Below are 13,393 nucleotides of genomic sequence, written 5' to 3' on the forward strand. Positions count from 1 at the left end.
CTTATAAAGCGCTTTTTAACTCAAAAAATATATCACTGCACAATATGTTTCCATGCAGTGATACTATTTTTACTGTGCCTTGTTCGGTTGTTCTACTGGAATTGAATTTGCATTTGATCTATTTGTTTTTAATTCAAAATACGCATCCAAAATCTCTTTACCAATCGCAGAATTAATTCCTGATTTATCATCATTCACCCATGGTACAACAACTGAAAAAGCTACTTCCGGATCCGCATCATATGGTGCATAACCGGCAAGAGTTAAATTATAACATTTTTTTCGGTTGTTGTTCTCATCTCTTCCAATATCACTTTCTCCACCATATACTGTCTCAGCTGTTCCTGTTTTTCCCGCTGGTTTATATGGTAGACCTTTAAACGTTCCGGTACCTGTTCCGTCAGCTTCTTGAAAAACTCTTCTAAATCCTTCTTTTACATGATTAATGTACGAAGTGTCCATATCCACTCTATTTAATACAACTGGTTCAATCGACCGAACGACTTTTCCTACATCCTCTGGTCTATTCGGTTGCTCTCTAACTTCTTGTACAATTTGTGGTTTCATTCGGTAACCGCCATTTGCAATGGTTGAAATATATTGTGCAAGCTGAAGCGGCGTATATGTATCATACTGTCCAATCGCGTAATCAAGTAAAAATCCGGGTATGTTATCAGTTCTACCTATTTGACCGATCGATTCATTTGGCAGGTCAATACCAGTCGACACACCTAGGCCAAATTGTCTAAAATAGTAGCGCATTTTATTAAATGTTTCTTGTTTAATATCTAATGGATTGTTTGGAACATAATTAATGCCTGCCATTTTTAAAGCTGTATTAAACATATAAACGTTCGATGACACTTGCAAAGCTCTTAAATCATCAATATCCCCAAATTCTTTCCACGATTTCTTCGGCTTAGAACTTCCTTTAAAATACATTGGCGCATCAAAGAAGTGTGTATACGGCTTAATCGCTTCTGTTTGATATCCAGTTAATAAAGTAGCCCCTTTTACAGTTGACCCTAACTCGTAAGAACTTGTCATCGTTCCTAATGCATAATCTTCTATTTGCATACCGCCATCTTTATTTACAATTTTCTTTCCTGCCATTGATAAAATTTGACCGTTTTTCGGATTCATCATTACTACGAACGCACGATCCATCATCGGCTCTGCAGCATGAAAGGCTCGTAAATTCTTTTCAAGGCTGCCCTCTACTCTTTTCTGTAAATCCATATCGACTGTTAACATCAAGTTATTTCCACTTTTTCCTTCAGTCACTTTTTCTGTTCGAACAATCTTCCCTGCTTTATCCATAATATTTTTAGACTGTTCCTTCGTTCCATGTAGTGCATCTTCATATTGTTTTTCAATGTAACTTTTACCAATACGGTCGTTTCGATTATAATCACGAACTAAATAATAATCTAATTGTTCTCTTGGCAATCCTTCATTTTCATTAGAAACGCTACCTAGTATAGAGCGCAGTATTTTATCATTTGGGTATTCACGTTCCCAATCTACTGTCGTATCTACCCCTGGTAAGCTTGCCAACCTTTCACTAACGACAGCATATTCATTTTGACTTACATCTTTTTTAACGATTTGCGGCGTCATTTTATATCCCGCATTCATTTTGCTTTTAATTACTAATACTTCTATATCTTCCTTTGAAAGCTCATTTAATTCTTCTTGTGTAATTCTTTCCCGGCGCAGTTCTTCTACTTTTTTATCTAACTCTTTTCCTTCTATTTCTTGCTTTCTAAATTTACTCTCATCTTCTTTCGTTACTTTCGCTGCTGCCCGCTTTTCATTTAACTGCATCCAAAAATCTTTCTTATCTGTCTCTGTTAACTTATCCATGTCCTCTTGCGACATTTCAATTAGCTTAGCTAAATCTCTTGCTACTTGTAAAACTTCTTTCGAGTCTACTCCTCTCATTTTCGTATATGTAACGGTTCGCAATGGTTTATTATTTACAATAACGTGACCTTGTCGATCAAACATTTTCCCTCTAGGAACGGGAGTACTTACCGTTACATCTTCCTTTTTGTTTACTTCATTTCTATACGTTTCTCCATCAATGATTTGTACTTTACCTAATTGAATTATAATAGCTGAAAATAAAAGAAAGACAATAAAAAATAGTACATTTAACCGAAATGGAATATGAGTCTTTTTCTTTTTCGATTGTTTTTTCTGCTCCTTTTTCTGTCTCATTTCGCTCCCTCGCTTCATTCTATTAACATTTCTACGCAAAATCATTATGTATCAAATTTATTTATATGATATATATAGAATTTTATATTAATTATAAAAGAAATAAAAGATTTAATTTTCAGTTTTTTGTTTTTACATCCTATTTATTACCATTCCCTTAATGCACAATAACATGAATATTATTCTAAAAGAAAAATGGGGCAAATTAATTTTTATAAATTATAGAGATGTTGTTACTACGTTATCAAAATGTTTTCATATGGCTTAAAACAGTGATTACTCAAATAAAAAACTGAGGCAGATACCTCAGTTTTTTCGATAACTTATTTCATTGAAGATAACCCTTCAACAAACTCACCAATCTTATTTTGAAAAACAAAATCAAAGTTATATTCCTGTCCTGTTAACTCTTCATTTACTAAAATAGTTGTTGCTCCTACTTCCCTCTTTGCAATTTGCGGGAATGAAGCAACAGGCTGTACTTTTAGTGATGTTCCCATAACGATAAGCACATCTGTTTCATATAAACGTTTGATAGCATTTTGATATTGCGGCAATGTATCTCCGTATAAAACAACGTCTGGATTTAAAATGAAATTACACTTCTCACAACGCGGTACTTCATGATCAATCATATACTGTAAATCATAGCCTGATTTACATTTTGGACAATGTGCTGTTTGAAGTGTTCCATGTAAATCGATGACATGCTTACTGCCACCTAATTGATGTAAACCGTCAATATTTTGCGTTAAAATCGTAATATCTTTCCCTTGTTCTTCTAGCGCAGCTAAAAAGCGATGTCCACGATTTGGTTTATATTGATGGAACGTATTAATTTGAAAGATTTCTTTATAATGCTTCCAAAATTCTTTCGGACTTCGGTTATAGTACCCTCTTGATAAGTACATCTCCACATTCGCATCAGCATACAATCCATTTGCTGAACGAAAATCTGGAATACCACTTTCCGTACTTGCACCAGCGCCTGTTAATACTGTAATTTTCTTCGCTTTTTCTAAAATTGAACGTACTTCTTCAAATTGTTGCACAAAAATCACCTCTATGTATTTTCCTATTCTTATTATACCAGTTGTTTACAGGAGGTGTTGTACAATTCATTTTACTTAATGCGTTGCGCCCCCAACCTCTACAATATCTACCTTAACTGTCGTCGTTACTTCGATTGCCAATTCTATCCCCTTACGAATAGTAGAAAGTGACATACTCGGTTGCCCTGGATAATTACTCGCTTGTTCTGGTAAAAACGGAATATGAATGAATCCGCCTTTTATTTTCTTATCATGTTTCTCTAGTTCATGCATAAGTCCATAGAATAAGTGATTACAAACGAATGTGCCTGCCGTCTGTGAAACAGATGACGGTATACCCTCTTCGCGAAGTTTTTTTACGATTGCTTTCATCGGAAGTGTAGACCAATACGCAATGGCTCCTTCTTCTACAACCGGTACATCTACCGGCTGATTCCCTTCATTGTCAGCGATTCTTGCATCATCAATATTAATTGCGATACGTTCTATCGTAATATCTGGTCTGCCCCCAGCTTGTCCAATGCATATAATAATTTCCGGCGCTAGTTCTTCTATATACTCTTTTAATACGCTTATTGATTTATGAAATACAGTTGGTACTTGTTTGCTTATTATCTTGTATTCTCCAATTGTTTTTTCATGCAAACCTTTTGCTACTTCCCAAGCTGGATTGATATTTTCTCCGCCGAACGGATCAAACCCTGTTAATAATACTGTTTTCATAGTTTTATCCTCCTAATTAGAAACGATATACTAGGCCGTACATAATAAACATATTTATGATAAAAATTGAAAGAGCAATTGGTACTTGCGCTTTAATAACCGCATTTTTATCCTTTAGCTCTAAAAGCATCGCAGGTACGATATTAAAGTTTGCTGCCATTGGTGTAAGCAGCGTTCCGCAATATCCAGCAAACATACCGAGCGCTGCCATAATTGCTGGGTTTCCGCCGTGCATTTGAACTATTAAAGGTAAGCCAATTCCGCCAGTAATAACAGCAAACGCTGCGAATGCATTTCCCATTACGACTGTAAATAGCATCATGCCTAAACAGTACGCCATAACGGCAACGAACGGATACTCTGTCGGTAGCACTTGTCCGACTAAGTCTGAAACAACTTGTCCAACGCCAGACTTCGCGAATATACCGCCAAGTGCTGCTAACATTTGTGGTAAAATTACAGCCCAGCCAACAGCTTGTAATAGTCTGCTTCCTTCTTGTACAGGTGTTGTTATTTTTGATTTTGTAATACGCATCGCCGCAACAAATGCGAGTAATGCACCAAGCGCTAGTGCAACTAATGTTACTTTATCTGGATCAACAAGAGAGACATTTCCCCATTTAATTTTCCCTAAGGTCAACGTACCGATAATTGTAAAAATAGGAATTAATAGTGCAGGCATAAAAATTTTATTTTTTAATTTCTCAGCATGTTTCACACGTTCTTGTACTGGAACTTCTTTTTCCTCTGATTTTGTTACTTTATTTAGCGAGGCTAAAACGACCATAGCGAGCACGATACAGCCAACGTAAAACGAAGGAATTACATTTCCAAATAAAAATGTAACTGCAAACAATGCCCAAAATAAACTAGAACCGAATCTGTTTGGATGTTCACGATCGAATGCGATACGAACAGCGATAAAAGCAACGATTATCCCTAATACATAATAGATTGTATCCATTGTGATGATGTTCATATTAAATTGCCTCCTTCTCTTCTTTTCCTTCTGCCTTCATTGTTTTCTCTATATATTTATCAAACCTTCTAAATCTAATCCAGCTTACAATAAGTGCAGATATTGCTGTCGGAATGCCCCAAAGTGCCATATCCCATACTCCGACATGCATACCTACTGAATCGAAGAATCCTTTCATTAATAAAATAGCTCCAGTTGCGATGAAAATATCTTCTCCGAAAAACCAAGCTGTATTTTCAGCAGCTGCTGCGTTTGCTTTAATCTTTTCTCTTAATTTTTCAGGAAGTTTACCGTATTTACCTTGCGCGGCCCCTTCTGCCATCGGTGCAACGAGCGGCCTTACTGTTTGCGCATGCCCACCAATATTAAGCCCTAGTGCTGCTGATGATTCTCTTATCGTAAAATATGACATTAATACTCTTCCAGTTGTTGCTCCTTTTGATTTCGTTATAAGTGCTTCTGCTCTTTCTTTTAAACCGTAACGCTCTAAAATTCCGATTACCGGTAAAGTTAATATAATTGGCATAGACATATATCTATTTTCTATGAAAAATTTACCGAACATGCTGATCACATCATAAAAACTTAATCCTGAAACCATACCAGTAACAATACCTGCAACCATAACTACTAAAAGTGTATTTAATCTAAATAAAAAGCCCACTGCAACAAGTAGTATTCCGATTAATTTAATCATCCCAGCACTTCCCCCTATTTTTTATTTCGGTGCACAAATAGAAATTTCATTAAGTTTGAATGTTATGTATATTCTTTTTGCAAATTGCACTGCTTTTTCCCCATCACCGTGTAAACAAATTGTTTGCGCCTGAACTGCTACTTTCTCTCCATTGACCGCATTTACATGGCCTTCTTTCACCATTTGAAGTACTTGCTTTATCGCTTCGTCTTCATCTTTTATAAGCGCATTTTCTTCTGTACGGCTCGTTAATGTACCATCTTGCTTATATGTACGATCCGCAAAAACCTCTTGTACAAGAGTTACTTTGTATTTTTCTGCAGCCTGTATAAACGCCTCGCTATTTGCTAATCCATAAAGTAATAGACTTGGATTTATATGATAAATTGCCTTTGCAATTGCATCTGCAATTTCCGGATTAGACGCCGCCATATTATATAAGGCACCGTGCGGCTTTACATGCTGCATTTTCCCGCCTGCCGCTTTCACAAATGCGTCTAATGCGCCTGTTTGATATAGAACATAATCGTATACTTCACTTGCTGAAACATTCATGTTTCTTCTACCAAATCCAATTAAATCAGGAAATCCAGGATGCGCCCCTATTGCTACGTTATGCTCCAAAGCTTTTTCAACAGTTTGACGCATAATAGACGGATCACCCGCATGAAAACCGCAAGCAACGTTTATAGAGGAAACGAACGGAAGAATCTCATCATCATTCCCCATTTTATAAGCGCCAAAACTTTCTCCTAAATCACAGTTTAAATCGATTGTAGTCATAATGTATTCCTCCTAATTTCAGCTTCGTAAAGCGATGAATTTCTTTAATAAATTCATATTTACTTCTTGTTCTATGTACAATTGTTCCGCTTCTTCAAGCGTAATTTTCTCAAAAGAAACATAGTCCCCCGGCTTTAGCTGGGCAAGAAGAGGTAAATCTACTGAAATGATATTTCCCATTCTCGGATAGCCACCTGTCGTTTGCCTATCTGCCATTAATATAATCGGCTGTCCACCATTAGGAACTTGAATGGTTCCAAATGTAACAGGACTCGATAAAATCTCTTTTTCTTCATTCCTATTTAAAACCTCTCCCTCAACCCTATAGCCCATACGGTCAGCATAATTAGATACCTTATACTCTTTCGTAAAAAATGCCTTTCTACTTTCTTCTGTAAATTGATCGTATTCAAAGTCAGTTATGACACGAAGCTTTGGATGTTTCTTATACTTTGGTAGTACGCTGTTGCTAATTGCCCATTTCGTTTTTATTCTCGCATCTTTTTGTAAGTCTAGAATGAAACGACTCGCCATTTCTGGTTGTGCACCAATTTGGAAGTAGTCACCCTTTTTCAGCATTCTTCCTTCTATACCACCAATCGCAGCACGTATGTACGTACTTTTGCTTCCCATTGTACGCTCAATATGTATACCACCCGCAAAAGTTACATACGCTCTGCAACCACTTTTCACTTTTCCAAAACAAAGCATACTACCTTCTTCCGCTAAAATGGGACGCCATAACGGGATACGTTCTCCATTCAATAACGGTTCCATATCTGCTCCGCCAATCGCAAGTAAAGTCGTTTTCTTTATTAACAATTTAGGTCCCATAATCGTCATTTCGAGTCCCGCTTCATTCTCTTCATTACCAACTAACATATTGATCATCCGAAGTGCACTTTGATCCATCACCCCGCCAACTGGCACACCGTATTGTTGATAATGAGATCGCCCTAAATCTTGGACTGTTGTAAACATTCCCGCATGCAAAACCTCTACATCCATTTTTTAGCCCCCTCAAGCGATACGTACTCTTCCTTCGTTATTGGAATAAATCGTAAATACATACCACTTTGAATATATGTTGGTATTTCTTCTTCCGGATTAAATAATGAAATAGGAGTTCGGCCGATAATATTCCATCCTCCTGGTGTTTCAAGCGGATATATACCTGTTTGATTTCCGCCAATACCTACTGAACCAGGAGAGATTTGTAACCGTGGTGTTTCTTTTCTAGGTGTTTCTAATTCTTTTGAAAGTCCTCCTAAATACGGGAACCCTGGTGTAAAACCTAGCATATATACAAAATATGTAGTTTCACTATGTATTCGAATCACATCTTCTACTTGTAAACCGTGATAATGCGCGACTTCTTCTAAATCAGGTCCATATTCTCCCCCGTAGCACACTGGTATAGAAATATGTTTCACATCCTGTTTTACTTCTTCTTTATAAGAATCACACAGCTCCTTTATATACTGGCGAACGTAATCATGTGACCTTTCACTTCTCTCATTTCCCTTCCATACTTCGTATACATTGTAGTAAACAGCTAATGAAGTAAACGACGGAACGCACTCTATCATTCCTGCAAACGGATGTTGCTGCAGTGCTTGAAATAACCGCTGTACTTTCTCATATATATCCCTCTTAATTTCTTCACCAAATGTAACAATAATTGCTTGATCCCCTAACGCAGAAAATTTCATCCTACTCCCTCTTTCTATGCCAAAAAGCCGAGTTCTTTCGAAATGCGATGCGCTGTTTCTTTCACCTTCGCAATAAAATATGAAATGTTACTTTCGTTGTACTCAATTGCTAATCCCGAAATACTAATGCCTGCTACAACCGTTCCATCGCTCGCGAAAATGGGTGCTGCTATCGCGGCTGTATGATTTTCTAACTCAGAATAACTAATGGTGTAGCCTTCCTTTTTTGCCATTTGCAACACTTCTAACAATTGTTTCTTATCCACGATTGTTCCATCTGCAAACTGTTTTAAATCCACTTCCTCTATGTATCTCCGTTTCTCTTCCTCAGAGAAATACGATAGTAAAATTCTTGGACATGCGCCAGCATAAAGCGGTGCTCTTCTTCCAACCGCCGTATACACGCGTACCGGCTGAACACCTTCCATTTTTTCAACATAAATTGCGTCATTTCCATCCTGAATTATTAAATTAACTGCCTGTCCTAAACTATCTCTAAGTTCTTTCATATAAGGAATTGCTATATTTCTTACTGATAATCGTTGTGAAACAAGTTGACCGAACCGTAAAAATACGACCCCTAAACGATATTTCCCCTTTTCGTTTTTTTGTAAAAACTCCATCTCTTCCAACGAGCCAATTAAACGATAAACAGATGTTTTCGGCATATTTGTAAGCTGAACCATCTCTGTTAAACTTAGCTCTTCATGCTCATAAAACAACTCCAAAATATCCATTGTCTTAACTGCCGTTTTATTTATACTCATTCTATCTCCCTTTCGTTCCGAATTACGGAACTTAAATTCCGTTTTTCGAAACAAACATATAATTTAAAATTATAAAATATTCTTTCAATTCAATCAATAGATTTTAAGCAAATAAAAAAGTATGGAAGAATATCTCTCCCATACTTCACCACACTTTATAACGCTCTTACTTGTTCCAACGGCCAGAAAACAGCTTGTCCTTTTCCGACAATTTCATCTTCTGAAATAAAGCCAAACATGCGACCATCCTTAGAAACTTCACGATTATCCCCTAAAACAAATACTTGGCCTTCTGGCACTTTCGTTTTCCCAGTGATTTGTTCTAACGTAAAGTCTGGAGTTAATACACGGCCTACTGCTTTTTCTTTAAACTTTTTTAAATATGGTTCTTCCATCGCTTTTCCGTTTACATATAAAACATCATTTTTATACTCAACTGTATCTCCTGGCAAACCAATTACTCGTTTTACTAAATCGTATCCTTCTTTTCCGTGGAAGACGATAATATCAAAGCGATCTAATCCACTTATACTATAACCAATCTTATTCACTAGAACTCGTTCGTTATTTTTTAAAGTGGGCATCATTGATTCACCTTGCACTAAAGAAGGTGTAAATAAAACACCGCGAATAATAGCAATTAATACAAGGGTAAAACCTATCGTTTTAGCCCAAGAGAATAATTCTTTCTTCGTATTTTCCTTCATCGTTTCTCCTCTTTCTTAAGCACTTATTTTATTATTTCAACTAATTCTTGTACTAAATTAGGATCTATTTCAGAAAAACATGATTTTCCTTCTCTTACCGCTGTACCGACATGCGCCTGCGTGATTCCAGTTTCATCTAGCAATCGCTTTATATTTTCTTTCGTCACGCCAGCTCCAGCTACAAGCTGAATTTGACCATCGCTTACCTTTTGCATTTCTGTAAGCACCGGAATATTCTCTACTATATTTCCTTGTCCACCTGAAGTTAGAACGTGAGTCACTTTATGAAACTTCTTTAAAGTGTTCATTGCTTCTACTGGATTTTCTATATCATCTATCGCACGGTGGTACGTTACATTTATTCCATCTACAACAGATAGTAAGTCCGCTAATTTCTCTTCATCCACTTCATTTCGTTCGTTTAATACGCCTAATACTACACCAGCTGCTCCTAACTTCTGCGCAACTATAATATCTTCTTTCATCATTTCAATTTCTTCTTCCGTATATGTAAAAGACTTCGCATGCGGACGAATCATAACATGAATTGGTATACTTACCGCTTCTACCGCTTTTTTTATAAAAGCATAACTCGGTGTTAAACCACCTTCTGTATAAGATGAAATTAATTCAATCCGCTTCCCGCCAGCGCTTTCAATTCGTTTTACATCTTCTAAACATGTTGCAATAACCTCTAGCATGAGATGACCTCTTTTCGTGCTTTTTTCTTATTATAACATTAGTAAAAATAAGAAGCCTAGCTTTCTCCTTTAAAACTTAAAAAAGAAGAATGAAAAGAAAGATTTTTTATTGGCAACGATTATTGGTAACATCCTATTATTCATGTACACTCCTACCATAATGAAAAAAGCCCTTCATTTTGACGGATTTTTCTAATTTCAAGCTTTTCTTTCCTCAGTTTTCATATCAATGCCTAATTGATCTTCCAATAACTTTACACCTTTCTTTGTAAGATGGACAGCTCGGTTCTTATCCGTTTTCGTAATCCATCCCTGTTCAAAAAGCAGTTTTGCAATTGCAGACCCTAACCAACCAGAAATATGGTAACGCCGTTCACTCCAATCAAGGAAAGGTTTTGCAAATACCCTCCTTTTTGTATCTGCCTCATCAACATTTATTCCAAAATTCAGAAACCATTTCTTACCTTGTTCCGTTACAATGTATTCTCCATCCTCTAAAATTATAAATTGCCTATCTAGTAATTTTTCAGTTATCTCTACACCGAGTTTGCCTGCAAGATGATCATAACAAGTTCGAGCATAACGAATTTGTTTTAGTTGGCTTGATTGTTTTAAAGAGCGAACTTGAACTGTTGGTGCAATTGTCCCTAACTTTTCAAGCACTTCTGCAACTTCTTGATTAGCAAGTCGATAGTAACGATGTCTACCATGTTGTTCAACTGTAAGTAAATTCCCTTCTACTAATTTAGAAAGATGCGAACTAATTGTTGGATGTGACACTTTTGCCATATAAGCCAATTCACTAGCAGGTAGTGCCTGATTATTCATTAGACAATCTAAGATGATTGCTCTTGTAGGTTCAGCAATTAGTTTAGCTATATATGAGATATTCAGATATACATTCATATTTCGATGATACCCTAACTATTAAATTGATACAATTATTTTAAGTTTAATAGTAAAGGAGAATGTATTATGAATGCAATTGATCTTAGTATATTAAATTTAAAAGAAACGAGAAGGCGCTCAGAAAAATTATGGAATTCTCTTCCCGATAATTTTCTTAATTGGAAGCCTGATCCTGAGGCTATGTCCTTTGGTGAAATGATTCGTCACGTATGGAGCTCAACTTTTTACTATCATATGATTATATAAAACAACGGTTCAATAAACGACATACGTACCCCGTATGATGACGAGCCAATTACTTGTGGAAAAAAAGAAATTGAATTGGCACAATCACACTTTACTGACTTCATAGAATATGTTCAATCAATAAGCATAGCCGAGCTAGATTCAAGACTTATTGATCGAAGCGATGTTGGCTATCAACGATATTTAGGTGATATGCTATTACGAATTGCCTATCATGATGCGGTCCATGCAGGTCAATTTTTACAATATTTGCGAATGGTTAACTTGGAAAGACCTTTAATTTGGGATTAAATACGAAAAATGTTTATACAGCCTCCAAACTGGCATTACAATAAGAATTTTTCAACAAGAAACAATCACAACACCATGATAATCATTTATATTAAAAACCTACATCTCCATTAAGTACTTCATACACATAAAAAGCACGGGTTTGATTACTAATCAAACCCGTGCTTTCAAAACAACTATAATATCCATAAACAATAAAATGTAAACTTCAAAAATCACGACCGAAACGCCGCATCCGCCAGCATAGACAATGTTGCATCATCCATCGGTGGATTATGCAGTCCTGCTCTGACGTTTAAATAGTAACGATGGAGCGGATTTTTTTCTGATAAACTTTTTGCTCCTACGATGCGCATCGATTTATCCACTATAGATATCGCCGCATTTGTTACAGCATATTTCACAGCTGCTAATTCTGCTTGCAGTGATAGTTTATCTTCTGCCTCATCGTACTTTTTCGCAATTTGATATAAAAAGACACGAGCTTGCATAAGCTCAAGTTCTAACTCTCCAACTAATTTTCTAACATTCGGCAATAAACTAATAGAATGATTTAAACTATTTGGCTTGTATGATTCCGCAAATTGAACTGCATAATTTCTTGCTGATTGTGCAATTCCTAAATAACATGCTGGTATATGTAGCAACCAGCCAATACCCTTTTGTTTCACTTTCCCGCCTTTTACATCCGTAAAAAAGCGGTTGTCTATCTCTACATTTTGTAAGACAAGGTCGTGGCTAGCAGTCCCTCGCATTGCAACGCTATCCCACGTTTCTTCAATAGATACACCGAGTGTATTTCTTGGAATAACAAACTCACCAACTTCTTCACGGCCTTCCATACTTGCTGAAATAATAAAATAATCAAGTACTGGCGCCATCGTTGTAAAAGTTTTTCTTCCATTTATAACCCACTTCTCGCCTTGTTGAACCGCTATTGTTTCTGGTTTGCCGCCACGCGTCGGACTCCCTGTTTTCGGTTCTGTTGCTGCCCTGTTAAAGAGCGCACCATTACGTACTTCTTCGCAAAACCATTTGAACATCTCATCATTCCAAGAGCGATTTTCCGCTAGCTCCTTCACAATGCCAAGATGCCAGCCAATCGATAATGCAGTAGCTCCACAGCCTTCCGCGATTTTCTCTTGAAATAAAACGAAGTCATATAAAGAAATGGCACTACCACCAAATTCCTTCGGTAACGTTAATTTCGTATATCCGATATCTTTCAAATCATTTATATTTTCATACGGAAATGATCCTAATTCACTTAGCTGATGCTCCCTTCCCATGAACTTCGGAATCAATTTATTTATTTTCTCAATAATTAAAGACTGTTCTTCTGTTTCAACAAATGAGAGTGCCATACTATAATCTCCTTTATCCCGCTATTTGCGGGCAGTAAAACTCCCACCTAAAAATTCAGGTGAAGCAAAGGAAGTTAGGTAGGAGATCAACTGCCCGTAAACGCCCGATTGGTTCAACTAATAATCAGTGAGAAACCCACCCACTGATTAAAGTTTCACTTTATGCTCGATTCATAAACCGTTCATTTTGTCATTATGATTATATGAAGCTACCTCTCTATTGTTTCACTATTCCGATA

At 36.6% G+C, this 13,393-nt stretch carries 13 protein-coding genes and 1 pseudogene; 1 reads left to right on the forward strand and 13 read right to left on the reverse strand.

All coding sequences use genetic code 11. The annotated features are described in order from the left end of the window. Positions 1 to 69: 69 nt before the first annotated feature. The 12 genes from MR107_RS00530 to MR107_RS00585 all read right to left on the reverse strand — a co-directional run bounded on the left by MR107_RS00530 (position 70) and on the right by MR107_RS00585 (position 11,250). Complete coding sequence (locus tag MR107_RS00530) at positions 70 to 2,223, reverse strand: peptidoglycan D,D-transpeptidase FtsI family protein (RefSeq protein WP_001249190.1); 2,154 nt, start codon at positions 2,221 to 2,223, stop codon at positions 70 to 72. A 323-nt stretch (positions 2,224 to 2,546) separates the two neighbouring features. Next, a complete protein-coding gene (locus tag MR107_RS00535; protein WP_001183793.1) occupies positions 2,547 to 3,275 on the reverse strand; it encodes an NAD-dependent protein deacylase in 729 nt (242 codons plus the stop codon). A 75-nt stretch (positions 3,276 to 3,350) separates the two neighbouring features. Next, the gene (gene pcp, locus MR107_RS00540) at positions 3,351 to 3,998 is read right to left on the reverse strand and encodes a pyroglutamyl-peptidase I (protein WP_000859708.1); all 648 of its coding nucleotides are present in this window, start codon (positions 3,996 to 3,998) and stop codon (positions 3,351 to 3,353) included. 16 nt (positions 3,999 to 4,014) lie between these two features. After that, entirely contained in the window at positions 4,015 to 4,977 is a 963-nt protein-coding gene (locus MR107_RS00545) for a DUF979 domain-containing protein (protein ID WP_001021658.1), read from the reverse strand. Between the two features lies 1 nt (position 4,978). Then, positions 4,979 to 5,674 carry a DUF969 domain-containing protein gene (locus MR107_RS00550; protein ID WP_000593392.1) on the reverse strand — a complete coding sequence of 232 codons (696 nt, stop codon included), beginning with the start codon at positions 5,672 to 5,674 and terminating at the stop codon, positions 4,979 to 4,981. A 21-nt stretch (positions 5,675 to 5,695) separates the two neighbouring features. Further along, the gene (gene pxpA / locus MR107_RS00555; protein ID WP_242291987.1) at positions 5,696 to 6,457 is read right to left on the reverse strand and encodes a 5-oxoprolinase subunit PxpA; all 762 of its coding nucleotides are present in this window, start codon (positions 6,455 to 6,457) and stop codon (positions 5,696 to 5,698) included. Between the two features lie 18 nt (positions 6,458 to 6,475). Then, positions 6,476 to 7,465, reverse strand: coding sequence for a 5-oxoprolinase subunit C family protein (locus tag MR107_RS00560; protein ID WP_000382245.1), 990 nt, complete (start codon positions 7,463 to 7,465; stop codon positions 6,476 to 6,478). Further along, positions 7,456 to 8,169, reverse strand: a complete 714-nt coding sequence (gene pxpB / locus MR107_RS00565; protein WP_000672280.1) for a 5-oxoprolinase subunit PxpB — start codon at positions 8,167 to 8,169, stop codon at positions 7,456 to 7,458. Before pxpB ends, MR107_RS00560 begins: the two co-directional genes overlap by 10 nt. Positions 8,170 to 8,183: 14 nt before the next feature. Further along, positions 8,184 to 8,936, reverse strand: a complete 753-nt coding sequence (locus tag MR107_RS00570; protein WP_000026367.1) for an IclR family transcriptional regulator — start codon at positions 8,934 to 8,936, stop codon at positions 8,184 to 8,186. Between the two features lie 155 nt (positions 8,937 to 9,091). Further along, positions 9,092 to 9,643, reverse strand: coding sequence for a signal peptidase I (gene lepB / locus MR107_RS00575; protein ID WP_000662498.1), 552 nt, complete (start codon positions 9,641 to 9,643; stop codon positions 9,092 to 9,094). A gap of 23 nt (positions 9,644 to 9,666) precedes the next feature. Further along, the gene (locus MR107_RS00580) at positions 9,667 to 10,344 is read right to left on the reverse strand and encodes a copper homeostasis protein CutC (RefSeq protein ID WP_227900570.1); all 678 of its coding nucleotides are present in this window, start codon (positions 10,342 to 10,344) and stop codon (positions 9,667 to 9,669) included. A gap of 198 nt (positions 10,345 to 10,542) precedes the next feature. After that, a complete protein-coding gene (locus tag MR107_RS00585) occupies positions 10,543 to 11,250 on the reverse strand; it encodes an ArsR/SmtB family transcription factor (RefSeq protein WP_242245174.1) in 708 nt (235 codons plus the stop codon). 69 nt (positions 11,251 to 11,319) lie between these two features. Between MR107_RS00585 and MR107_RS00590 the strand changes: the two are divergent. Continuing rightward, a pseudogene (locus tag MR107_RS00590) lies at positions 11,320 to 11,790 on the forward strand (DinB family protein). A gap of 215 nt (positions 11,791 to 12,005) precedes the next feature. Here the strand turns inward: MR107_RS00590 and MR107_RS00595 are convergent. After that, positions 12,006 to 13,154 carry an acyl-CoA dehydrogenase family protein gene (locus MR107_RS00595; protein ID WP_063245352.1) on the reverse strand — a complete coding sequence of 383 codons (1,149 nt, stop codon included), beginning with the start codon at positions 13,152 to 13,154 and terminating at the stop codon, positions 12,006 to 12,008. Between the last annotated feature and the right edge of the window lie 239 nt (positions 13,155 to 13,393).

It is taken from the genome of Bacillus cereus group sp. BfR-BA-01441, from assembly GCF_022663075.1.
Lineage (GTDB): Bacteria > Bacillota > Bacilli > Bacillales > Bacillaceae_G > Bacillus_A > Bacillus_A cereus.